The 24,856-nt window shown below is 29.5% G+C and carries 17 protein-coding genes and 2 pseudogenes; 7 read left to right on the forward strand and 12 right to left on the reverse strand.

From position 1 onward, the window contains the following. Positions 1–7: 7 nt before the first annotated feature. The gene (locus SY27_RS12225; protein WP_045970682.1) at positions 8–1,003 is read right to left on the reverse strand and encodes an IS110 family transposase; all 996 of its coding nucleotides are present in this window, start codon (positions 1,001–1,003) and stop codon (positions 8–10) included. Between the two features lie 468 nt (positions 1,004–1,471). Between SY27_RS12225 and SY27_RS12230 the strand changes: the two are divergent. The 5 genes and pseudogenes from SY27_RS12230 to SY27_RS12250 all read left to right on the forward strand — a co-directional run. Further along, positions 1,472–2,044, forward strand: a pseudogene (locus tag SY27_RS12230) (RHS repeat domain-containing protein); the annotation flags it as partial. Between the two features lie 122 nt (positions 2,045–2,166). Further along, entirely contained in the window at positions 2,167–2,529 is a 363-nt protein-coding gene (locus SY27_RS12235; protein ID WP_045970686.1) for a hypothetical protein, read from the forward strand. Between the two features lie 2 nt (positions 2,530–2,531). Continuing rightward, a complete protein-coding gene (locus tag SY27_RS12240; protein ID WP_045970688.1) occupies positions 2,532–3,047 on the forward strand; it encodes a hypothetical protein in 516 nt (171 codons plus the stop codon). Positions 3,048–3,322: 275 nt separating this feature from the next. Further along, entirely contained in the window at positions 3,323–3,862 is a 540-nt protein-coding gene (locus tag SY27_RS12245) for a hypothetical protein (RefSeq protein ID WP_045970690.1), read from the forward strand. Between the two features lie 326 nt (positions 3,863–4,188). Next, entirely contained in the window at positions 4,189–4,974 is a 786-nt protein-coding gene (locus SY27_RS12250; protein WP_152640759.1) for an alpha/beta fold hydrolase, read from the forward strand. Positions 4,975–4,985: 11 nt separating this feature from the next. On the opposite strand, the gene SY27_RS12255 is transcribed toward SY27_RS12250, so the two are convergent. The 5 genes from SY27_RS12255 to SY27_RS12275 form a co-directional block, all read right to left on the reverse strand. Then, positions 4,986–5,828 carry a mechanosensitive ion channel family protein gene (locus SY27_RS12255; protein ID WP_045970694.1) on the reverse strand — a complete coding sequence of 281 codons (843 nt, stop codon included), beginning with the start codon at positions 5,826–5,828 and terminating at the stop codon, positions 4,986–4,988. A 76-nt stretch (positions 5,829–5,904) separates the two neighbouring features. After that, a complete protein-coding gene (locus tag SY27_RS12260) occupies positions 5,905–8,691 on the reverse strand; it encodes a PD-(D/E)XK nuclease family protein (protein WP_045970695.1) in 2,787 nt (928 codons plus the stop codon). A gap of 67 nt (positions 8,692–8,758) precedes the next feature. Beyond that, on the reverse strand, positions 8,759–10,162 hold the full coding sequence (locus tag SY27_RS12265; RefSeq protein ID WP_045970697.1) for an OmpA family protein: 1,404 nt from the start codon (positions 10,160–10,162) through the stop codon (positions 8,759–8,761). 101 nt (positions 10,163–10,263) lie between these two features. Then, a complete protein-coding gene (gene kbl, locus SY27_RS12270) occupies positions 10,264–11,460 on the reverse strand; it encodes a glycine C-acetyltransferase (RefSeq protein WP_045970700.1) in 1,197 nt (398 codons plus the stop codon). 31 nt (positions 11,461–11,491) lie between these two features. Beyond that, a complete protein-coding gene (locus SY27_RS12275) occupies positions 11,492–14,650 on the reverse strand; it encodes an exodeoxyribonuclease V subunit beta (protein ID WP_045970702.1) in 3,159 nt (1,052 codons plus the stop codon). Between the two features lie 106 nt (positions 14,651–14,756). On the opposite strand from SY27_RS12275, the gene SY27_RS12280 reads away from it, so the two are divergent. Then, positions 14,757–15,365: a superoxide dismutase gene (locus tag SY27_RS12280; protein ID WP_045970704.1), complete on the forward strand. Its 609-nt coding sequence runs from the start codon at positions 14,757–14,759 to the stop codon at positions 15,363–15,365. Positions 15,366–16,049: 684 nt separating this feature from the next. Here SY27_RS12280 and SY27_RS12290 read toward each other — a convergent pair. From SY27_RS12290 to SY27_RS12305, 4 genes and pseudogenes are all read right to left on the reverse strand, one after another. Then, positions 16,050–16,400, reverse strand: coding sequence for a hypothetical protein (locus SY27_RS12290; RefSeq protein ID WP_045970708.1), 351 nt, complete (start codon positions 16,398–16,400; stop codon positions 16,050–16,052). After that, positions 16,400–17,464, reverse strand: a pseudogene (locus SY27_RS12295) (hypothetical protein); the annotation flags it as partial. The gene SY27_RS12290 and the pseudogene SY27_RS12295, both read right to left, overlap by 1 nt. Before the next feature lie 726 nt (positions 17,465–18,190). Beyond that, entirely contained in the window at positions 18,191–19,483 is a 1,293-nt protein-coding gene (locus SY27_RS12300) for an aminopeptidase P family protein (RefSeq protein WP_045970712.1), read from the reverse strand. A 67-nt stretch (positions 19,484–19,550) separates the two neighbouring features. Further along, positions 19,551–20,141: a Crp/Fnr family transcriptional regulator gene (locus SY27_RS12305; protein ID WP_045971143.1), complete on the reverse strand. Its 591-nt coding sequence runs from the start codon at positions 20,139–20,141 to the stop codon at positions 19,551–19,553. Between the two features lie 119 nt (positions 20,142–20,260). On the opposite strand from SY27_RS12305, the gene SY27_RS12310 reads away from it, so the two are divergent. Next, positions 20,261–23,059 (forward strand): sialidase family protein, encoded by a 2,799-nt coding sequence (locus tag SY27_RS12310; protein ID WP_045970714.1) that lies wholly within the window; start codon positions 20,261–20,263, stop codon positions 23,057–23,059. Positions 23,060–23,109: 50 nt separating this feature from the next. Here SY27_RS12310 and SY27_RS12315 read toward each other — a convergent pair whose 3' ends face one another. Continuing rightward, complete coding sequence (locus SY27_RS12315; protein WP_045970716.1) at positions 23,110–23,358, reverse strand: hypothetical protein; 249 nt, start codon at positions 23,356–23,358, stop codon at positions 23,110–23,112. A gap of 197 nt (positions 23,359–23,555) precedes the next feature. Further along, positions 23,556–24,842 (reverse strand): isocitrate lyase, encoded by a 1,287-nt coding sequence (gene aceA / locus SY27_RS12320; RefSeq protein ID WP_045970719.1) that lies wholly within the window; start codon positions 24,840–24,842, stop codon positions 23,556–23,558. Positions 24,843–24,856 lie beyond the last annotated feature (14 nt).

Here is a 24,856-nt window from a genome sequence, read left to right on the forward strand (position 1 = left end):
AATAAAATTAAGCGGCAAACTTCATAGTATCTACATATGGAGTTTGTCTTTTAACAACGGCAAATACCCTTGCAATAAGTTTGTTTCTAATAATATTAACAGTACTCATTTTATTCTTACCTTCAAGAACTCTTTTCTTATAATAGTGTCTCATTTCAGGGTTATGTTGTATAGCAGAAATGGCACACATATTAATAATAGATTTTATTTTTTTGTTGGCTAAATGAGATACTTTAGTTCTTCCTTTAACACTAGTTCCAGATTGATAAGGAAAAGGCGCAACACCACAATAAGAAGCAAATTTTCTCCAGTTTTCAAACTTAGAAAAATTGTCTGTAAAAGCAATCATTATAAGGGCAGTTTGCATACCAATACCTTTTACGCTAGTAACAAGTTTGTAGGTTTCCTTTAGTTTGATATTGTCGTCAATAATAGCCTTCATAGCTCTATTTATTTTATCTATTTCTTTAGATAAATTTGTAATCATTTTTTGTTGTATTTCAAATATGACTTTATAGTCTTTAGTTTTGTATATTGTTCTCTGTTCTTTTAAAGTTGCTTTAAAACCAGCCCTTTGTTTGTTAAGTTTTGTTCTTAATGATAAAAGACTTTTTAAACACAGAATACTGCTATGGTTTAGTTTACAAGGGTTTAGTTCTTCTTTTAGCCTGTAACCATACAATGCAATACGCTTAGAGTCAATTTTGTCATCTTTCCCACGGGCAATTCCTATAGACCTTTTAATTTCCAATCCAGAAGCTATAAAAAAGGATAAGTTTTCTTTAGTTAAAAAGACAGATAATAAATGCGAGTACATACCTGTATGTTCAAACACAAATAATATTTCTTGGTTTGAAAAATTAGTATTGTTTTTAATCCAATTTAGCATTAATCTAAACCCTTTATTAGAATTATCGAATTGAGAAACAATTTGTTTTGTGTGGATACAAACATCAATTAATAATTTGCTGACATCGATTCCAATAATTTCTTTAGTTTTCATAATTTTGTATTTAGAAGTTAAAAAATAGTTACTTAAACTAAGACCTTTAATAAGGGCGGAAACTGAAATTCTATATGGTTCTAAGTAACTTGAAAAAAGAACGGAGACTAATACGGGGGATGGCTCTTAAAAAGCTAGCTGGCCGCGAAAGTTCACTCCGTTCTTTTGTGTTTTTAGTTATCAACAAAATACGAGTTATTAACAAAGAAAAAAAGAAGTAAAAAAAGAAATTTCATCATCATTATCATGATTTTAATTTAAGTGATTATTTCTATTTGCTAATCTAAAGGCTGGTCCGAGCGTCTCTAAATAATCGGCATCGCTACCGCGAGCTTCTAGCTCGTGGACACAAAGAATAAAACAACAAAAGCAACTCTTTTAAAAGTTGCTTTTGTTGTTTTAAAAARCACTATATTTACAACACGTTCTTACAAATAATTTTGAGTTGCACATGACTACCTTTCTTTCGGAATGACCTTGCCAGGCCGCACCAGCACTAGGAATGACTACCGTTACGGCTTCCAAGGACAGGAAAAAGATGACGAGTTAAAAGGACCAGGAAATTCTTTGAATTATACTTTTAGAATGCATGACCCACGAGTGGGTAGGTTTTTTGCTGTTGACCCTTTGACTCCTCAATATCCACATAATAGTCCATATGCATTTAGTGAGAATAGGGTTATTGACGGAGTGGAACTGGAAGGTTTGGAAACTATTCAAATATGGATAAATAATATATACTATGCATTTAAGTACGGAATACCCAAGAAAAAGAGTACTGCTGTTTCAGGTATGAGAAAAGTAATTGAGGGTTCAGGCTATAAAATGGGTGTTCCTAATATTTCCGAAGGTAATATTCAAAACAGACGTACAGCCGAACAAGAAAAAATGTTAATGGTTTTAGATGGAATTTCTGATTTGGCTGAGTTTGCAATTATTCAACCGTTAGAAGCTGGAATGGAAATGATCGGATCGGTACCAGGAGTTGATACTGCTGCTGATCCTATTTTGGCAAGTTATTTTCATATAAGTACACTTTAACTGGAAAACAAGACGATGCAATTAGTGCTAGTTCTTATTCGGTAGCAAGCGTTATCCCTTTTGCAAGTGGAGTAGTAATAAAATATGGTGCTAAAGGTATTTCTAAGTCAGTGAGGCTTTGGATGCCAAAAACCACAGCTTCAGGCGATAAATTCGTTGCAAATCTAGCAAACATAATTGAATTTAGTCACCCTAATAAAATAAAAGCAATAGATGCAGATATTACAAATTTATCTCTAAGATCTAGAACAGACATTGATATAAATATAGCTAATGCTATTTGGATAGAAGTTAAAAAAGGTTCTAAAATAAGTGAATGGCAAGTAAAAAAACAGTTAAAAGCTTCAGAGGAAGAAGGAATGGAATATATTTATTATACAGGAGATAAATTATCAAAGCAACAAATTAAAAATTTAACTGATTGGGGAGTTAAAAAAGAGAATATAATTAATAATACAAAAGATTTAATGGATAAAATTAAATAAATATGTCTGGTTTTACTTTAACTTTAATCGTATGTAACAATAAAATTTCTAGACAGAGTAATTTCTTTTCTGATTTAAATTTTAATAAAGAGAAAATATTTTTCTCATCGTTAAATTGCGAGTTTTTAATAAATGAAAAAATAAGCATCGAAGGGAAGGATATTTATATTAATGACAATTTTTTTGTTGAGTATAATGATCAAATAAAAAATTATGGTTATTCTGAACTTTTTTGGAAAGAAACTCTTACTAGAATTGAAAAACCAAAATGTTCGATAAACATAAGCAGTATGTCAAGAGATTGTGGTAGTCTTTATGTTATACTAAAACATATAGAGCAGTTATTCTTAGAGAATTATCATTTTTATTTGATTACTAATAATTTAGATATAGAATTATTGAAGCAGTTTGAGAAATCTATAGATTTATTGAAGATAAATGAAAATTACTATATAATATCTGAGAAAATAATTGAATATTTAGTTACACATGAATTCTTTGATTTTATAGAATACTAAACCAGCTCCCAGCTAGTCCGAGCGTCTCTAAATAATCGGCATCGCTACCGCGAGCTTCTAGCTCGTGGATACAAAGAATATAAAAAACACAAAGCTACATTATTGTGGCTTTTGTTGTCTTATAACTTATTTAAAAGTTGATGATGACAGATTAAATTAAAGGATTTTAAATTAAAGATTAGTTTAAAACAATTATACCAATTAACAAAATTGCATCTTTTCAATGGTCTGCTAGTACTTCAATTTTTGAAGTGATGAGATTAAACATAAAAAAAATGAAAATAAATTTAGGAACAATTAATAAATTTTCACTTAAGCCTCTATCATCAAGTAAGGATAAGATTCCTTTTTTTGATGATTTAATTCTATACTATACTTTAAATGAATTTATTCCTGAAATTACTATAAATGAAGAATTGGAAATTCTTAAACATGAAAAATATTGGAGAGTTGCATTAAAAATTAATATACTTGAATTTATTAATGTAACTATTCGAGGAGATGTAGATACTTTACTTTTTTCTAAATTAATAAAAGAGAATAAGTTTTATCAAAGAGACATAAAAGATATTTTAAAAAAAGAAAAAGAGACTAAATTTATTACAGAGTGGGAATGTTACAAACTTGAGCAGCCTCTAACGGCAATTCGATTAAAAGAATTGTTTGAAGAAACGATTGACTTTTATAAAGATATTTCTTGTGAAAATATTGTTGAAAATTTTAATTTTGATATACGAACAAATACATTTTATTTTAAAAAAACACAAAAAATCGATTGGGAATCTAATTTTAATGAAAAATTTAAAAAGTTTTAAAAAAAAATCTCTCTTAAATATACAAATATAATGTTTGTTAATGGTTTAGTTTATGATTGGTATATTAATCCAAGCCCTGAATTAGGAATCTAAACCCACAGGCTCACCGAAGAGTTTTAAATAATCGGTAACGCTACCGCAAACTCCTAGCTTGTGGACATAAAGAATAAAAACAATAAAATGCATTCTATAAAAAGGATGCTTTTGTTTTTTTATAGTGTAGTTGTAAAGTTTTACAGATAATCTTTAAAATGTTTTTTAACAACTCAACCTTGCCATTATTTTTTTAAGCTCTATTTTTGCAAAAATGCTTTTAAGTAAAAATTGTGAATTACCAAACCTATTATAAAAACATTACCCTTTCTTTTTCAGATCAAGGAAAAGGAACAGCTATTATTCTATTACATGGTTTTTTAGAAAATAGTAATATGTGGAATGCTTTAGTTCCAGAATTATCTAAAAAAAATAGAGCAATTTGTATCGATTTATTAGGTCATGGTAAAACCGATTCTTTGAGTTATGTACATACTATGGAAGATATGGCAGATGCAGTACACCATGTAGTACATGAACTAAAATTAAGAAAAGTAGTTTTAGCTGGACATTCTATGGGTGGTTATGTTGCTTTAGCTTTTGCAGAATTATACCCTGAAATGGTAAAAGGTTTAGTTTTAATCAATTCTACATCTAAGGAAGATAGTAAAGAACGAAAATCAAATCGTGAAAGGGCTATTTTGGCAGTAAAACAAAATTACAAAGCTGCTATAAGCATGTCTATCGCTAATTTATTTAGTGATGAAAACAGAATGAAATTAACTTCAGAAATTGAATGGGCTAAAAAAGAAGCCTTAAAAACTTCTCTACAAGGCATTATAGCTGCTCAAGAAGGAATGAAAGCAAGAAAAGATAGGGAAATACTTTTACACACAACATTGTTTCCTAAAACCCTTATTTTGGGAAAGAAAGATCCTGTTTTAAATTATGAAGACAATAAAACGCAAATTGAAAATACAAATGTAGAATTAGTCACTTTTGATGATGGACACATGAGTCATTTTGAGAATAAAGATGAGTTAGAAAATGTACTTATAAATTTCTTAAAAAGGGTATGATTATAAGATAATTATCCTTTATACTGTTTAATTTCAACAATATCTGAGGGTAAACTAAATCCGCCTTTCATTAATTCCTGTAATACTTGCTGCATTACTTCAGTTTTTATTCCTGAATGATATGTTTTTGAAGTTGATTTAAACGTATCGATCCAAAACATTACTTTTAAGTTAATCGTACTTGCTGCAAATTCATCTATAACTACTATTGGTTGTTTACTTTCATTAATAACTCCTTCAATTTTTTTAACAGTTTCTAAAATTAAATTGATTGCTTTTTTTATATTGCTTTCATAATCTAAACCAATTATAAATTCATATCGTAAAAATCCATCGATTGTATAATTAAAAAGAGGATTCTTGATTATCTGACCATTAGGAATAAAAACATCTTTGCCATCTAAAGTTTTTATTCTGGTTTCCCTAATAGTTAAATCAACAACATATCCTATAATATTTTCAGTTTCTATGAGATCATTAATTTTGAATGGACTTTTAAAAGCTAATAAGATTCCTGCAAGAAAATTTTCTCCAATATCTTTAAAAGCAAAACCTACAATAAAAGTTAATATTCCAGCTCCAGCTAAAATATTTGATGTTAAATCGCTAAAACCTAAAATCCTAAGAAAAATAATTATACATAATATTTTTATTGAAATGCTAACAAATTGTGAAACAAAAATTGTTGTTAAAGCATTTTCTGAAGTAGGCAATATTTTTCTTTTAATAATTGATTTTATCTTATTTGCAACAAAAAAACCAGCAATTAAAAAGATAGAAGCAAATAAAACCGACGGTAAATTAGCCTCTAGTTTTAAAATTATAACCTGAAAAGTTTCTTGTAATTTTTCCATTTAATTAATTGTTTTAGAGTTCTCTTATATAAATTTATCCTTAGATAAGATATGAAGGATAAATAAGATTAGTAAATTACAATATTTCTTTGAAATCTACATTAGCATTCAAAATCTCATTAATTAATACTATCATTTCAGATTTAAATGCTTCCAAAATCTCATCGGTAATTAATGTTTGAGAAACAACTCCACGTCCTTTTCCTAATCCAAAAGACATAAACCCTGCTTTCATGTTCTTAAATGAAATAATTCCAGCTTCAACGGGATAATCTTTATATTCGTGTTTTTCTCTGAACATTAAAGCATAACACAATAATTGAATTATCTTTTCATTTTTAATATCATTTGTTAAACCATTAAATTCGTTTATTTTCAGCGTGTTGGCTTCTACCTTGCCTGTTTTGTAGTCAATAATTCTAATAGTATTATTTCTTATTTCAATTCTATCTACATTTCCTGAAATTTTAACAGGATATGATAGTTTTCCATCTTGGATAACTACTTCTAATCGTTCTTCAAGAGAAAGAATTTTAACTGTATCACCTTCTTCTATTAATTTCTTCTCAAGTTGGAGAAAATTGAAAATATTCCTTTTTGCAACTTCAAAAGCTAATAAATTTTTCCCTTTTTTAATTTCTCCTTCTTTGTAAACAATTTTAAATTGATCTAATGTTGTATTATCAATTTTTGAGATCATTTCATCAATATCTTGAACAGTTAAAAATTTATCAATATAAGACTTGTATAGAACCTCTAAAGTTTCATGAATAATTGTTCCTAATGTATTAATTGCAATGTTTTCCTCAACTTCATCCATTTCATTTATTCTAAGCACTCTTTGAAAATAAAACTGAATAGGATTTCTAATGTATGTAGTTAATGATGATGGTGAGAATCCTTTAACTGTTGCAATTTCAGCGAGTCTTTCCATCATTTTATCAGATTTTGGAATTCTCATGATGCTATATGCTTTTTCCGGTAAAACGGCATTATATATTTTATGCGTAATATTATGCTTAGGCTGCTTTTCAATCTCTAATTGTGTAATAAATCTACTTTTTTCACCTGCATCAATTCCTTCATTGTCTGTGTTATACAATAAATAAATATTTTGAGCTCTATGTAATAAATGATAGAAATGATAGCTATAAATAGCATCCTTTTCTTTGTATGTAGGCAATCCTAATTCCTTCTTAACATCATAAGGAATAAAGGAGTTTTGTGATTTACCTGATGGAAATTTTCCTTCATTAACAGAAGTAATAATTACATTATCAAAATCTAATACTCTACTTTCTAAAACACCCATAATTTGTAAACCTGTAAGTGGCTCTCCTTCAAAAGAAACTTCTGCAAGATCTATAACTTGCTTATACATTTCATAAAGTGAATCTATAGTGTCAATCCTTTGGTATGTTTCGCAATAATTTATTAGTTTATTAATCACTTTATAAGTAGCATAGACAAATGCTTTTACTACCTTTTCTTCTTCACTATCATTATTTAAAAAAGTTTTTATTTTAAGCAATATAGATCCAATTCTATTGAGAATTTCAATAGTACTCACATCCCACTTTGAAAATAATAAATCAAAATATTCATTTTCTACATCAGGATATTTCTCCTGTTTTAATCGAAATAAGGTGTCAAAAGAGAAAAAAGTAAAATTGTTATTATGAATGGTTTGAATAACTTCATTCACTCCTAAATAGGGCTCTACTAGAGGATGATTTAAAATATCTAAAACTTCTTTATAATAAAAAGTATAATTTGAAGATTTTCTCTTTATGGCGTTTGAATGTAATTTGAAAAGCTTATTTACTAATAATTGCGCAGGATTATTTTTTCCAGAATAACCCATTGTAATATTTAATGCTTCTACAGAATTTGGCAAAGCATATAGAACAGGGATCAATAAATTTTCATCCCCTAATACAATTGCTGTTTTGCTTCCATCTTTCTGATTGGCTTCTAGATCTTCAATAATTTTACCTGCAATTTTTGCTTGTCCAATAGTTTTAGGTGTTCCAATTATATTAATATTTTTCTCTTGCTGAAAATCCTCAGAAATCCACTCAAAAGGTTGGGTAGAATAATTCTTCCATTGTTTTTTAAATCTTCTTATAAATAAACCCGCATCATGATAAGGATTACTAATGAAAAAACTATCTATATCCCAATATATTTTAGCTTGATCACTAGATAGAAGATGTAGAATTATTTTTTCTTCTGCTTGATTTAAAGCATTAAATCCAGCAAAAACAAGCCTTTTATCTTCTAAACTATTCGAGTATGGTATTAAATTTTCTACAGCTTCTCTATATATCAATCCTTGATATCCAATCTTTTTGTTTTTTAAAGATTTATATAGTGAATTATAATATTCTGGTATTTTTCTCCAAAACTCTAAATGATTGTCAATTAATGATGTTGTATCAGATGCTTCTAAATCCCATCTTTTTAATGCTTCAATGTCTTTTAAATAAGAGAAAACATAATTAGGATCTAAAAGGTATCTGTCAATTTCATTAAAATCTTGAAGTAGTGTTTTTGCCCAATTTGAAAAAACATCAAAAGATTGCAAGTTCTCTTTTTTAGTAATTTCGTAATAAACCTCATAAAACTCAAAAAGCAACGCAATAGAGTCTATAGTCCTAATGTCTGATATGTCTTGAATTAAATCTTCAATACTCGTTATTTGAGGCGCAAAAATAGTCTTTGATGTATATTTATTTAAGCTATCTAATAGAAAAACTTTAGCTCTTTTGTTTGGTAATACAATAATTACGCTTTGTAAATTATCATTATACTTTTTGATAATTTCTTTTGAGAGTTTGTCTAAAAAAGATTCATTTTCCATTGCATAAAAATAAAAAAAACGCTCCGATAAATCGAAGCGTTTTAATAATATTATAAGTTAAGGAAAATTATTTTTTTAATTTCACTTCAACTCTTCTATTGTTAGCTCTACCTTTTGCAGTTTTGTTTGAATCAATTGGCATAGTTTCTCCGTAACCTGCAGAAGTTAATCTAGAAGCATCGATACCGTTTTCAATTAAATAAGTTTTAACTGCACCAGCTCTATCTTCAGATAATTTTTGATTTAAAGAATCTGAACCTTGGCTATCTGTATGACCTTCAATACTAAATTTAGAAGAAGGATACTCTTTTAAGATAGCAGTAATTGCTTGTAAAACTGGGTAAGTTTGTTGTTGGAAAGATGATTTTCCTGAATTAAATAAAATTGTTTTTGCATAATCATTTAATTTCTTGATAGCTTCATCAGAAACCTCAGGACAACCGTTATTTGCAACTGTACCAACTACTGTAGGACATTTGTCATCTTTGTCTAATACACCATCTCCGTCAGTATCAGGCCATGGACAACCACCGTTATCTTTAGCTCCTTTAACTGTAGGACATTTGTCATCTTTATCAGCTACACCGTCACCGTCAGCATCTGGACAACCATTCATGATTTTAGTACCAGCTACTTCAGGACATGCATCTTCATTATCAATGATTCCATCACCGTCAGTATCAGGACATCCATTGTGCTCAGGAGTACCAGCTACTTCAGGACATGCATCATCTTTATCAGCGATACCATCTTTATCTGTATCAGGACATCCGTTAAATTCTTTAAGACCTGGCTCATTAATACAAGCATCATCTTTGTCATAAACTCCGTCACCATCTGTATCTTTTCCTCCAAATCTGAAAGTAAGACCAGCAAAGTGTTGGATATGAGTTGGAACATCAGCATCAGCAACTCTATTTTCATCAAATGAGTGCTTATAAGTAGACTGTAATTGAATACCTATTCCTTCTGTAACCCAAAATGTTAATCCTAAACCTCCATTTACTGTACCAGCAGAAGCATCTCCAAAGAAATTATAACCACCACCTACATTAATAGAAGGATCTAACCAAGTAGATTTGATTAAATCTTGAAAGCTATACTTTATAACCGCATCAACTGCATAATAAGATAAATCTCCAGGATTTAATATAGCGTCAGTATTATCAGTTCCAGGAACTCTTTCTAACCATTTGTCGATTTTGTTAACAGATCCTGTTAAACCAACAGAAAAACCATCTCCTACATATCTAGATACGTTTAAATAAGATACTGATGGTAAAATGTTCCAATTGTCTCTAGCGTTAAGTAATTGGATAAATTGTGGGCTAGAATTACCGTCGGCACTTACCTTGGTATCTACCGCATTTGCTCCAAAGGACACTGCCCATGGATTGTCACCGTTTTGTGCTTGCGATGTTAAACCAGCAAACAATAAACCAGCAGCAAATAATTTGTTTAGATGTTTCATACTTTATTTTTTAAATTACAATGCGTTATAATTGGAACAAAAATACTATTTTTTTTTAAATACAAAAAGTTTTGTTAAAAAAAGTAGAGCCTATTTTTATTCTAATTAATAATTTTCAATGATTTCCCAACTTCTGTAAAAGCTTTTATAGCAATATCAAGATGTTCTTTACTATGAGCAGCAGACAACTGGACTCTAATTCTTGCTTTTTCTTTTGGTACTACTGGGAAGAAAAAGCCAATTACATAAATTCCCTTTTTTAGCAATTCTTCAGCCATTGTTTGTGACAATTTAGCATCATAAAGCATAACAGGTACAATTGCAGAGTCTCCATCTATAATATCGAAACCTGCTTTTTTCATTCCGTCTTTAAAATAGTTTGTATTCCACTCTAATTTATCACGTAATGAAGTATCCTTATCTAATAATTCAAAAACTTTTAATGAAGCACCTACGATTGATGGCGCTAATGAATTTGAAAACAAATAAGGTCGTGAACGTTGTCTTAATATTTCGATAATCTCTTTTTTCGCTGTAGTATAACCACCCATTGCACCTCCTAATGCTTTACCGAGCGTCCCTGTGATGATATCAACTCTTCCCATAACACCTTTCGCTTCAAGAGTTCCTTTTCCTGTTGCACCAATAAATCCTGCGGCATGACATTCATCTACCATTACCATTGCATCATATTTATCTGCTAAATCACATATTTTATCTAGTGGAGCTACTAATCCATCCATTGAAAACACTCCGTCAGTAACAATTAATTTAAAACGATGTCCTGCTTCTGTAGCTTTTATTAGTTGTGCTTCTAAATCTTGCATGTTATTATTTTCATATCGATAACGTGCTGCTTTACACAAGCGAACTCCATCAATGATGGATGCATGATTTAAACTATCTGAAATAATACAATCTTGATCTCCAAGTAATGGCTCAAATACACCTCCATTTGCATCAAAAGCTGCTGCATAAAGAATAGTATCTTCTGTTCCGTAAAAATCAGCTATTTTTTGTTCTAATTCTTTATGAATATCTTGTGTTCCACAAATAAAACGTACTGACGACATTCCAAAACCATGCGAATCTAAAGCGTCTTTTGCAGCTTGTACAACTTCAGGATGTGAGGATAACCCTAAATAATTATTAGCACAAAAATTCAGAACAGTTTCTCCTGTAGAAATTTTTATTTCTGCTCCTTGTGGAGACGTTATAATTCGTTCTTTCTTAAACAATCCATTCTCTTGAATAGTGTTTAATTCATCTTGTAAGTGTTGTTTAATTTTACCGTACATTATAATTATTTATATTGTTTTATTATTTTGCTTACAAAAATACTATTTCTATTTTTTCTCCAATGTAAACTAATGCTTTTTTTACAATTTTAAAACCCATTTCTTCAATTACATGAGCATAATCATTAAGTTGAATTTTATATTTATCTATAGTTTCTCCTGTTTTATAATCTAATAAAAAAGCATTTTGTTGTTTAATTACAACTTTATCTGGTTTTGTGTTTCCAAATCCTTTTTTAATTATAGTTTGTTCATTGTAAACAATTCCTTCTCCATCAAAAAAATCAACTAATTCATCACGTGTTACAATTTCTTCTATAACTTCTTTTATATAATCTTTTTGAGAAATAGTAATTAATCCATTTTCTAAAGCAACATCTATTGCCGATTCAACATCTTCTTTTGTTTTTATAAATGCTAAAATTTCATGTAAAAGATTTCCAAATTCAATTGCTTTTTGTTGCTCCGTATTCCACATTAAAGATTCTCGTTGAGCAATTTTAATTTTTTTAGTTTGCAATCTTTCCGAAACAAGTTCTATTGATTTTTGATTTTCTTTAAAATAATTTTCTTTTGATTTTCTATTCGATTCTCCAAATTCGTATTCTAGCTTTCCTTCTTCATACTTACCATTAATCTGTAGGAATTCTATAAAATAAGAAGAGAGATTATTTGGCAATCCTGCTTTTGTAATTAAATGATTTGATATAATATATAATTGTTCTTCCGCTCTAGTTAGCGCAACATACAAAACATTTATAATGTCTAGTATTTCTTCTTGACTTTTTTCTTCATAAATATTTTTAGCATTCTCTCCATAGTTAGTAACATCTTTCTTTTGATTAACTAATGCTTTTGGAAAGTCGATTTTTTCATCATCAYCAAAATCTATCCAAAGTTTATTTCTATTATTTGCAGAAAAATTTTCTTCGGCAAATGGATAAATTACAATTGGAAATTCTAAGCCTTTTGATTTGTGAATTGTCATAATCCTAACAGCATTATTTCCTTCTGGTGATGGAATACTTTTTTTATAGCCTGTTTTATCCCAATAATCTAGAAAATCAGCAATTCCAGATTGTGTTTTATTATCTCTTTCTAAAACTAAATCTAGAAAATATTGAACATAAGATGTGTTTGTTTTTTCTTTTATAAATGTTGAAACAATTATTTCTACTGCTTCATATAATGATTTTTTTCTACAATCTTTAAATGATATTTGTATTTGAACATTATTTAAATAATATTCTAATTCTAGTTCTGACAGGTCTTTTGCTTGAATTATAAAATCGTGTATTTCAATTTTATTTTGATTGTATTTTCCTATAAAATACAACATTCTAGCTTTTGCTTCCTGATCTTTATTGTTTTTTAAATAGCGTAATACATCAATAATTAATTTTACTTCAGTTGCATTTTGTATTAGTAATGTCTCTGATGATAAGATAGGAATATTTTTCTCTGTAAGGAAATTAGCTAAATATACACCATCTAACTTTCGTCTCGTTAACAGAACAATATCTCTATAAGAAAAACCATCTTCTAACACTTTTTGAATGGTTTTTAATGTTGTTTCTAAGTATAATATTACCTTTAACGAGTATTCTTTATCATCAATTTCAGAAATTGAATCTTCTTCAGAAGCATCAATAAAGGATATATTAACATAACCACCTTTTTTATCATTTGCTTTCTGGTAACTATTTTCTAAATAAAGCTCTTTGTAATCTTCATTTTCAAATTTGCTTGACAAAAAGGAGAAAAATGTGTTATTAAATTGAATTACTTGCTCAAAACTTCTATAATTTGTGTCTAATCGTATTGTTTCTTTTTCTTTATTTGAAAAAGGATTAATTTCTGGTTTGCTTAAAGCGATGAATTGTTCTGCTTTTCCTCCTCTCCATCTATATATCGACTGTTTTGGATCACCAACAAGCATTAAACTTCCTCTAATTCCATTATCTTCACTTGACAATGCATTATCGATAAGAGGAATAAGATTTTGCCACTGCATTATGGAAGTATCTTGAAATTCATCTATAAAAAAATGACGATATTTTTCCCCTAATCGTTCATAGATAAAAGGAGCTGGTTGATTTTGAATTTCATTGAAAATAATTTTATTAAAATCTGATATTGATAAAATATTTTGCTCTTTTTGAATTTTCTTGAACTCTAAATTAATGGTATTTAAAAGTGAAAGTGGGTTAATATTTTGTAAAAAAGCTTCGTAAAATGCTATTTTAGAAATATTATAATAAGCTTGTTTCAATAATACTAATAATTCTCCCGATAGACTTTCAATAAGGTCTCTATCTTTTGCAGTTTTGTTTATCGCAATGTCATCAAAATACTGATATTTGTAATTATCTTTTATAGGAAGTGTATTCTGACCTATTTTTTCAATATGATTAGGAAATGTTTTTCTTGAAAAAGAGTTCAAATCTACTCCATTTTCATGTAAAATTTTCTCACATTTTAATGAAATATTATTATTCTCTTGATTAAAAAAAGCTATTTTATTTTTTAATATTTTTTTAATGTTTGAGAAGTCTTCAAAAGATTTTTCTTGAAATTCGTTAATTTCATTCGCATCATTTTCATTAATAAGAAGTTTAGATATTTCTATCAACTCTTTTGAAATATCCCAATTTTTATCTTCATCTGTTTTATCTCTTGTAAAATCAATTAATAATTGGGTTAAATATTCATCTTCTCCTACTTTTGAAATAACAACATCTACAGCTTCTTGAAGAATTGAATCCGTATCTAAAGTGACTTCAAAATTTGGAGGTAAATTTAAATCCTGAGCAAAAGAACGAATTACTTTGTGAGTGAATTTATCAATTGTAGAGATGCCGAAAGCTGCATAATTATGAATTATATTTTTGATAATTGCTTTTGATTTATCTTTTAGTGTACCAATGGTTAAACCTGTTTCTAAACTAATATCTTTTAATATGCCTAATGCTTTTTCTGATGTATCAATTTTAGAGAACTCATATAAACTATCCACAATACGCGATTTCATTTCTTCCACTGCTTTATTTGTAAAAGTAATTGCCAAAATCCTTTTATAAGCATCGTCCGAATTGGCTAAAAATAATATTTTTAAATATTCTTTAGTCAATGTATATGTTTTTCCAGACCCAGCAGAAGCATCATATAGGGTAAAAGCCGCTTTTTTCAAATGTTATATTTGTCTTAATTATGGTTCTATAAGAACAATCTATTTTTTATTCCAAAGTTAAATTTATAAATTTGGAATCACTAATACTAATCATAAAAATAATATCATGGCATTTGAATTACCAAAATTACCATATGCATACGATGCATTGGAACCACATATTGATGCAAGAACAATGGAAATACACCATACAAAACATCATAATGCTTACACAACAAATCTGAATAATGCAATTGCAGGAACAGATTTAGAAGGAAAAACAATTGAGAACATTCTTTTAAATTTAGATTTAAACAACGGAGCTGTTAGAAATAATGGTGGTGGTTTTTATAATCATAATTTATTCTGGACTGTAATGTCTCCTGATGGAGGAGGAAAACCTTCTGGAGAATTAGCTGCTGCAATTGACGAATCTTTTGGGTCTTTTGATGCTTTTAAAGCTGAATTTTCAAAAGCGGCTGCAACTCGTTTTGGATCTGGATGGGCTTGGTTGTGTGTTCATAAAGGAGGAAAGTTAGAAGTGTGTAGTTCTGCAAATCAAGACAATCCCTTAATGACAGGAATAGGGTGTGAAGGAACTCCTATTTTAGGACTTGATGTGTGGGAACATGCTTACTATCTTAATTATCAAAACAGAAGGCCAGACTATGTTGAAGCTTTTTTTAATGTTGTTAATTGGACTGAAGTTACTAGACGATTTGCTGTTGAAAAATAAGATTTTCTTAAAATCAATAGAAAAGCAAAAGCCACATTAATGTGGCTTTTGCTTTTTATATTGTGCTACGAGGTCAGAAAACCTAACTAGTGGTTTGGTGGAGCAGACCATCGTAGAGCGCGTGCGTTTTACTTAGAATTTTTCTGGTAAGCTAGGAAAAAAAATAAAATCTACAATATTAAAACCAAAAACAGAACATCAAACTAAAATGGTATTCTGTTTTTATATTTATAAGCCTTTAGTAAAACGTTTATTATTTAGGTTTATAACTCTGTCGAGTGAAAGATTCGCTGGGAGTGGGAATAAACTTTTACAGCTTTTTCATAAAATACAATATTTAAATCAAGAAGAAATAAATAGTATTAAAACCATGCTTAAAGCTTTTGTCTTTCAAAAAGATATTCAAAAACAGTTTTCTTAAGAACTTACACCTACACTAAAAAACAACAAAAGCCACAATGATGTGGCTTTGTGTTTTTTATATATTTTGTGGGCACAGAATGCAATTCTGCGCTAACGTTTGTGCATATCTGCGCGATCGGGGTAATATTATTAGAAACAAACTTATTGCAAGGGTATTTGCCGTTGTTAAAAGACAAACTCCATATGTAGATACTATGAAGTTTGCCACTTAATTTTATTAACAAAAATAATTCATTTTTTACTTGTTTTTATCATAGAATACTAGGGGAAGCTGGAGTTTAACTTTTCTTTTTCCTCAATTAATTTTAAAATTTTATCAGAAAGTTTAAAAACTTTTTTCCAATCCGAATTATTTCTAATGTACTCTCCATTTCTTTCAAAATCTGAATTGAGTAACTTTATACTCTTTTTCCCTAATTTTATAACTAAAAAATATATTTTTTCATCAATATACTTTTCATTTAATAGGTTATCCATAAATTCATCAGATATAAATGAATAAGCACCTAGTTCTAGTCTCTCAAAAATACACCATTCTATGTATTCATTATCTCTTTCTAAAATAGAACTAGAGCATATTTCTAAAAAATCTTTAAATTCCGTATAAATCATTATTCAAAAATTGTTTGTATTACAGTTGCTTTGTCGTCTGAGCTATGAATGTAATCTTTATTAGTTATCTTGGTTTCTCCACCACCATTTTTAAAACCTTTTATACCCCAATATCTTCCTCCATGTCTACCATTGCTATTAAAATAAATCTGTTGATTAGGATGATTCTTATTGGTGACTTTCCATCCTTGACCACTCTTGCCGTATTTTCCTAAAATCCAATTATTTCCTAATACTTTTTGTATGTCGGATGCACTTCGACCGTATAGAGACCATGGATTATTTGCAAAATCATTAAAAGATTTTGGATTTGGTCTAAAGTTCAAAGAAGACATGTTTGCTAGCAATCCAGTATTTAAACCAAAGTTAATACCTCCAAAAAAGGCACGAGCAACTTTCATAAAATAAGGACTATTATCTACTAATTTAAATTTTGCATTCTCAATATCACTCAATGAAGAAACTTTTGCTGTAAAAACATTATACCTGATAATGTTTTCAGTAAATCTAGAATCTATAAAAGGAATCTTCAAAGTAACATTAAAAGATTCTAGTGTTTCATTAGTACCTGATTTTGGTCCAAATACTTCTTGTGTTTCGGTATTATTGTAAACCACTTCTGAAGTTCCATTAGGTATAGAGATTCCATATTGATTACCTTTAACTAATTCATCTTGAATCCTCACTTTTGTTGTTTTTTCATCATATCCTAAAGTAATTGTAACATCATGAATATGGAGTTTAGTATACAGACCTTCAGAAGTATCGACATCTTTATTATCTGTACTGTAAGGTCCTGAAGTGCCATTTAATAGTTTTACTTCCAATCCTTCTAATTCCACTCCATCAATTACTCTATTCTCACTAAAAGCATACGGACTATTATGAGGATATTTAGCTGCCAAAGGATCCACAGCAAAAAACCTACCCACTCGTGGGTCATGCATTCTAAAAGTATAATTCAAAGAATTTCCTGGTCCTTTTAACTCGTCATCTTTTTCCTGTCCTTGGAAGCCGTAACGGTAGTCATTCCYAGTGCTGGTGCGGCCTGGCAAGGTCATTCCGAAAGAAAGGTAGTCATGTGCAACTCAAAATTATTTGTAAGAACGTGTTGTAAATATAGTGYTTTTTAAAACAACAAAAGCAACTTTTAAAAGAGTTGCTTTTGTTGTTTTATTCTTTGTGTCCACGAGCTAGAAGCTCGCGGTAGCGATGCCGATTATTTAGAGACGCTCGCGCCAGCCTTTAGATTTGTTCTTTGAAAAATTCGTAAATTTAATAACAACCAAAACTGACAAAGTAAACCATTCGCGCCGCAAAGTTTTAAGGCTTATCCCCAGATCAGGACTTTGTCGGTTTTATTGAATCAGCATCAAATAGTTATTCAGTCTTAAAGGACTATTATTAAGGCTTCGATAGAAGATTCAATAGTTTGGTTGCTAACATTAAAATCTTTTTCTATGAGTAAATTTAGTAATTTTCTAGGAATCGATGTGTCAAAAGGATAGTAGTCAAAACTTGCTAAGTACTAATGATATTGATACTTAATGCCAGATTAAAAGTATCTAAAAATAGCACTTTCTCGTCTTTTTTGACATTTTTTWRSCYWAARWWRKYYYYTTTYRTTTCTAAATGTAAGAACGTTTCTATATCTCAAATATAAGAAAATATTTAAATAATTAGAAAATTAAGAATAGAAATAAATTTAGTTTCACAAGAGGTTATAACAAAATAGCGACTCACAATTATAAGTCGCTATTTTTAAATTAATCATTAGAAATCGATTGCTTTTAACTATTCATTATTGATTCAATTTCATCTACTTCAATAGGAATATTGCGCATTAGATTAAAAGGTTCGCCAGAAGATTGAATTACAACATCATCTTCTAAACGGATACCAAAACCTTCTTTCGGAATATAAATACCAGGTTCTACGGTGAAAACCATATTAGCTTGCATTGGTTCATATAATAAACCATAATCGTGTGTATCTAATCCCATGTGGTGAGAAGTTCCATGCATGAAATATTTTTTATAAGCTGGCCAATCTGGATTCTCGTTTTGCACATCAGCTTTGTCTAATAAGCCTAAACTTAATAATTCGGAAGTCATTAGTTTTCCAACTTCAATATGATATTGTTTCCATAATGTACCAGGAACAAGCATTTTTGTAGCTTCATTTTTTACTTTTAAAACAGCATTATAAACAGTTTTTTGTCGGTCATTAAACTTTCCAGAAACAGGAATCGTTCTTGTCATATCACTAGAATAATTAGCATATTCTGCTCCTACATCAAGTAATAACAAATCACCATCATGACATTGCTGATTATTTTCAATATAATGTAAAACATTAGCATTGTTTCCTGAAGCAATAATTGGAGTGTAAGCAAAACCTTTAGAACGGTTTCTTAAAAATTCATGTGCAAATTCGGCTTCAATTTCATATTCCATTACATTTGGTTTTACAAAATTCAAGATTCTTCTAAACCCTTTTTCTGTAAGATCACATGCTTTTTGAATTAAATCTAATTCTTCGCTTTCTTTTATAGAACGAATACGTTGTAGAATAGGATTTGATTTTTCAACCCTATGACCCGGATAATTTTCTTTCCACCATTTTACAAAACGAGCTTCACGAGTTTCAGTCTCAATAGTTGCACGATAATGCTCATTTGTATTAATATACATAGTTTCAGCATAAGCCATAATTTCTTTTAATGTTTTATGGAAATCTTGTAACCAAATTACGGTTTTAATTCCACTAACTTCAAAAGCGCGTTCTTTTGTTAATTTTTCACCTTCCCAAACTGCAATGTGCTCATTTGTTTCTTTTAAGAATAAAATTTCTTTTAAATTTTCGTATGGAGCATCTGGGAAAAGAAGTAAAACACTTTCTTCTTGATCAACACCGCTAAGGTAGAAGATATCTCTGTGTTGGGCAAAAGGAAGTGTACTATCTGCACTTACTGGATAAATATCATTAGAATTAAATATTGCAACACTATTAGGTTTCATTTGTGAAACAAATTTTTTACGATTCTTTATGAATAAATCTCGATCTATTTGATGGTATTTCATGCTAATTTGGTTTTATTATTCTTCAAAATTAAAAACTATTTATATTAAGTGTTATAGCCAAATGGCGCTATTTTATGTTTTTTCGAATTCTACTCATATGACGAGTTGAAATCCCTAAAAAAGAAGCTAAATAGTGTAAAGGAACTTCTTGTAATAGTTTTGTTTCGTTTACTAATAGCTTTTTATAACGCTCTTCGGGAGTTAAAGTTAATAAATCAATTCGGTAATCGTCAATCAAACAAATTTGTTTTTCAATTAATTTGGAATAAAACTGGTTAAACCCTTTGTTATTTTTTACTAAATCGCTAAAAGTTTCAAAATCTATAACCCATAAGTTACAATCTGAAATTGCTTTAATGCTTTTTCGAGAAGGAACTTTATTTAAGAAACTACTTAATGAAGTAGTAACTGAATTTTTTAAAGCCAAATAACTTGTTTTTTCCTCGTCTAAAACGGTAATAGAATGTTGTAAAATACCATTTTCTATAAAACAAAAATAGTTGCAAATATCGTTTTCTTTTACTAAAAAATTATTTTTATTTAATAGGATATTAGAGAATAGAGATGCGGCATTTAAAATGTCTTTTTCAAAAATATCATTATCAATAAACAATTTTATGTAAGATACTAAGCTGTTTGTTGTCTTTTTAATTTTCATTGTAAATGCAGGTAATAAACTTTCAAAATTAAAAAGATAAAAAAAGAAAGATGTTAAAATGAAAATAAAAATTTTGTAACGCTTTTTATATTGAGTATTTTTCAGCAAAAAAATAATCAATGAAGAATAAAATAGTACTCTTGTTTCTTGTTTTCCAAAGTTTTATTTGGGCGCAAACCGATATGTTTTCTGATGTAGAACTCAAAAGTATTGGTCCTACTATAATGAGCGGTAGAATAGTTGACTTAGCTGTGAATCCGGAAAATCCTACTGAGTTTTATGCAGCGTATGCTTCGGGTGGACTATGGTATACTAAAAATAATGGGATGAGTTTTGAACCTGTTATGGATGAAGCATTAACGCAAAATTGTGGATCAGTAACGGTAGATTGGAAAACTGGAACAATTTGGGTTGGAACTGGTGAAGTAAATTCATCTCGTTCGTCTTATGCAGGGATAGGAGTCTTAAAATCAACTGATAAAGGGAAAACATGGACGAATATTGGTTTGCAAGATAGTCATCATATTAGTAGAATTTGGGTTAATCCAAAAAATAATAATGAAATTGTAGTTGCTGCTCTAGGTCATTTATATACTTCAAATGATGAAAGAGGTGTTTTTAAAACCATTGATGGTGGAAAAACTTGGAAAAAAGCATTATTTATTAATAAAGATACTGGAATAATTGACCTTTCAGTAGCTCCAAATAATTCTAATATAATGTATGCAGCAGCTTGGGAAAGAGAGCGTAAAGCATGGAATTTTAAAGGGAATGGAGAAAGTTCTGGAATTTATAAAAGTGAGGATGCTGGAAGCACTTGGAAATTAATTTCAACTAAGGAAAGTGGTTTTCCAAATAACGTGGGTGTTGGTAGAATAGGGCTTGCTGCTTTTAATGAAAATGTTATTTATGCAGTTTTAGATAATCAAAATAACAGACCACAATCGACGATATCTGATAAATCAAAATTGCCAATGCCAGAAATGTTTAGTGCTCCTGGTGAAGTTTTTATTCAAAAATCAAATAAAGAGATTAATGCATACTTAAAAAAGCATGGATTAAGAGAAAAATATAGAGCTCAAACAATTAAAAATTGGGTTGAAAAAGGTGAAATGCAACCATCTGAAGTAAAAAAAGTATTACAAGATGCTAATAAAGCGCTTTTTGAGACAGAAGTTATAGGTTGTGAAATTTATAAATCTATTGATGGAGGAAAGTCATGGAAAAGAACGCATGATGATTTTATAGATGATATGTATTATAGTTATGGGTATTACTTTGGTATTATTTCAGTTGATCCTAGTAATGAAAATAGAATTTACATGGGAGGAGTTCCTTTGCTTTTTTCAGAAGATGGAGGAAAAACGATTGTTAGTATAAATAAAGATAATGTTCATGCAGATCATCATGTAACTTGGGTTAATCCAAAAAATCCAAATCATATTATTAATGGTAATGATGGAGGAATTAATATTAGTTATGATAATGGTGAACATTGGATAAAATGTAATAATAATGCAGTGGGACAGTTTTATGCTGTTAATATAGATTATAATAATTCTTATAATGTTTATGGTGGCTTGCAGGATAATGGTGTTTGGGTAGGAAATAATAATTACTATCCTTCAACTTCTTGGCATCAGGACGGAAAATACCCTTATGAAAGTTTAATGGGAGGAGATGGAATGCAAATACAAATTGATAATAGGAACCCAGATATCGTTTTTACAGGATATCAATTTGGAAACTATTACAGAATTGATAGATCAAAAAATAAAATGGATTTTATCTCTCCAAAAGCAAAAAAAGACGAAAAACCATTAAGATTCAATTGGCAAACACCTATTTTATTATCTTCTCATAATCAAGATATTTTATATATGGGATCTAATTTTTTACACCGATCAATGAATCAAGGAGAAACGTGGGAGAAAATATCACCAGACTTGACGAAAGGTGCTGTTGAAGGAAATGTTGCTTTTGGAACAATTACTTCTTTTTCTGAAAGTAAGTTTCAGTTTGGGTTCTTCTATGTTGGTTCTGATGATGGACTAATACATGTTTCAAAAGATGGTGGTGCAACTTGGCAAAAAACATCAAATAATTTACCACAAAATTTATGGGTTTCAAGAGTAAAAGCTTCTGCCTTTAAAAAAGAAAGGGTATATGTTACTTTAAATGGTTATCGTAATGATGATTTTAAATCGTATGTTTATGTGTCTGATGATTATGGAATAACTTGGCAAGATATAAGCGTTAATTTACCGCAAAGTCCAGTCAATGTAATTTTAGAAGATACAGAAAACGAAAATCTATTGTTTGTAGGTACTGACAATGGGTTGTTTGTTTCTTTAAACAAAGGAAAATCGTGGGAAGATTTTTCTTCTGAAATGCCAAATGTAGCAGTTCATGATTTAGTTATTCAGCCTAAGGCAAAAGAATTAATCGTAGGAACACATGGTCGTTCTTTATATAAAGTTGGAATTGATGAATTACAAAAATTAACATCAGATATTCTTAATAAATCTTTGTTTGTTTATGAAGTACCTTCGATAAAAAAATCAGAACGATGGGGAAATAGTTGGAGTCAATGGGGAAAACCTTACGAGCCTAAAACAGAAATTTGGTTTTATTCTAATTCGAATGAAGAAGTAGAAATGATTATAGAGAATGAAAAAGGAATTGTTGTTTTTTCTAAAAAAATAACAGCAAAAAAAGGATTGAACCTAGTGAATTATGACTATACACTTTCTGATGATGTAATTGCTAAATGGAAGAAAAAAGATAAAAAAGCAGTGTTTGAAAAAGCTAGAAATGGAAAACAATACGTACTTCCTACTAAATATAGTATTCATATAAAGAAAGGTAATGAAACAGTTTTCACGAATTTAGAAGTTGTTGAAAATAAGAAAGCATAACATTTATAATCAATAAAAGGATTTAAACTATTAGTTTAAATCCTTTTTTATTACTTTCTATTTTCTTCATGCCAAGATATATTGCCTATTCTTACACCTAATTCTGCTAAAGACCATAGAAATTCATTACACTTTTGTATCTCAAAATTCAATATCAAATGAATTGATTTATTTAAAAATAGAAGATCGACTATTTCTTTTGCTTCTTTAGTATTAACTTTCGTGTTATTTTTGATAGTTAGCATGATTTTCGTACGATGTATCTTTTCATCACATCCTAATAGTTCTAAATGTTTCATAATTAACGCTTCTAATTATATTATTGAAGAGCTTATTCTAAAGAGACTAAAAACATTTTTAATCCAATAATCATATTTATTTTATAACCTATCCAAAAATAGTTATTTGATATTAAAAATGTCTTGAAAATATACTCATAAAAAATGCCTTGGGAATTTTCCCAAGGCATTTTGTTAAACCAAACTATGCTTAAAAATTAAAATTGCGCTACTTCAGTAGAATCTTTCATTGCTGTAGTCGAAGATCTATTGTTAGTAACGGTATTTTGAACCGCGTCAAAGTAGGTTGTTCCTACAAATCCTTGGTGTTTTACTGCTTTAAAACCATCTTTTTGTAAAGCAAATTCTCTTTCTTGTAATTCAGAATAACCAGCCATTCCTCTCTCTTTATAGGCTTTTGACAATTCAAACATACTTGTATTTAAAGCATGGAAGCCTGCTAAAGTGATAAATTGGAATTTATATCCCATTGCTGCTAAATCTTCTCTAAACGTTTCCATTTCTGCAATGGTTAATTTTGCGGCCCAGTTGAATGAAGGCGAACAATTGTAGGCTAACATTTTTCCTGGATATTTGGCATGAATGGCATCTGCAAATTGTTTTGCATATTTTAAGTCTGGATTACTGGTTTCCATCCAAATTAAATCAGCATAAGGTGCATAGCTTAATCCTCGATCGATTCCTTGTTCAATTCCAGATTTTACATGGAAGAAACCTTCACTTGTTTTTTCGCCTGTAATGAATTTAGCATCTCTAGGGTCAATGTCACTTGTTAGTAAGTTTGCTGCATCAGCATCGGTACGAGCAATAATTAAAGTTGGAGTTCCCATAACGTCTGTCGCTAATCGTGCAGCAATTAATTTGTTAATTGCTTCTTGTGTTGGGACTAATACTTTTCCTCCCAAGTGACCACATTTTTTTGCAGAACTTAATTGGTCTTCAAAATGAACTCCAGAAGCACCTGCTTCAATCATTGATTTCATTAATTCAAAAGCATTTAAATTACCACCAAATCCTGCTTCCGCATCGGCAACAATTGGTACTAAATAGTCTTTTCTGTCTTTTTCAGACACTTGATTTACCACTTGAATTTGATCTGCTCGTAATAAAGCATTATTAATTCTTTTTACCACAAGAGGCACACTGTTCGCGGGATACAAAGATTGATCGGGATACATTTCTCCAGCCACATTGGCATCAGCAGCTACTTGCCAACCACTTAAATATATAGCTTCTAATCCAGCTTCAACTTCTTGAATTGCTTGGTTTCCTGTTAAAGCGCCTAGTCCTGCAACATAATCTTGAGCATTTAGCTTTTTCCAAAGTTTTTCAGCTCCCAATTTTGCTATGCTGTGTTCTATTTTGTAAGAACCTTGAAGTTTAACTACTTCTTCAGCAGTATAAGGACGTTCAATTCCTTTCCATCTTTCGTTTGTTAACCAATCTGTTACTAATTCTTGAATTCTTGTTTCAATTGTTTTCATTTTGTGTTGTAATA

This window comes from Flavobacterium sp. 316 (genome assembly GCF_000967805.1).
GTDB classification, from domain to species: Bacteria; Bacteroidota; Bacteroidia; order Flavobacteriales; family Flavobacteriaceae; genus Flavobacterium; species Flavobacterium sediminilitoris.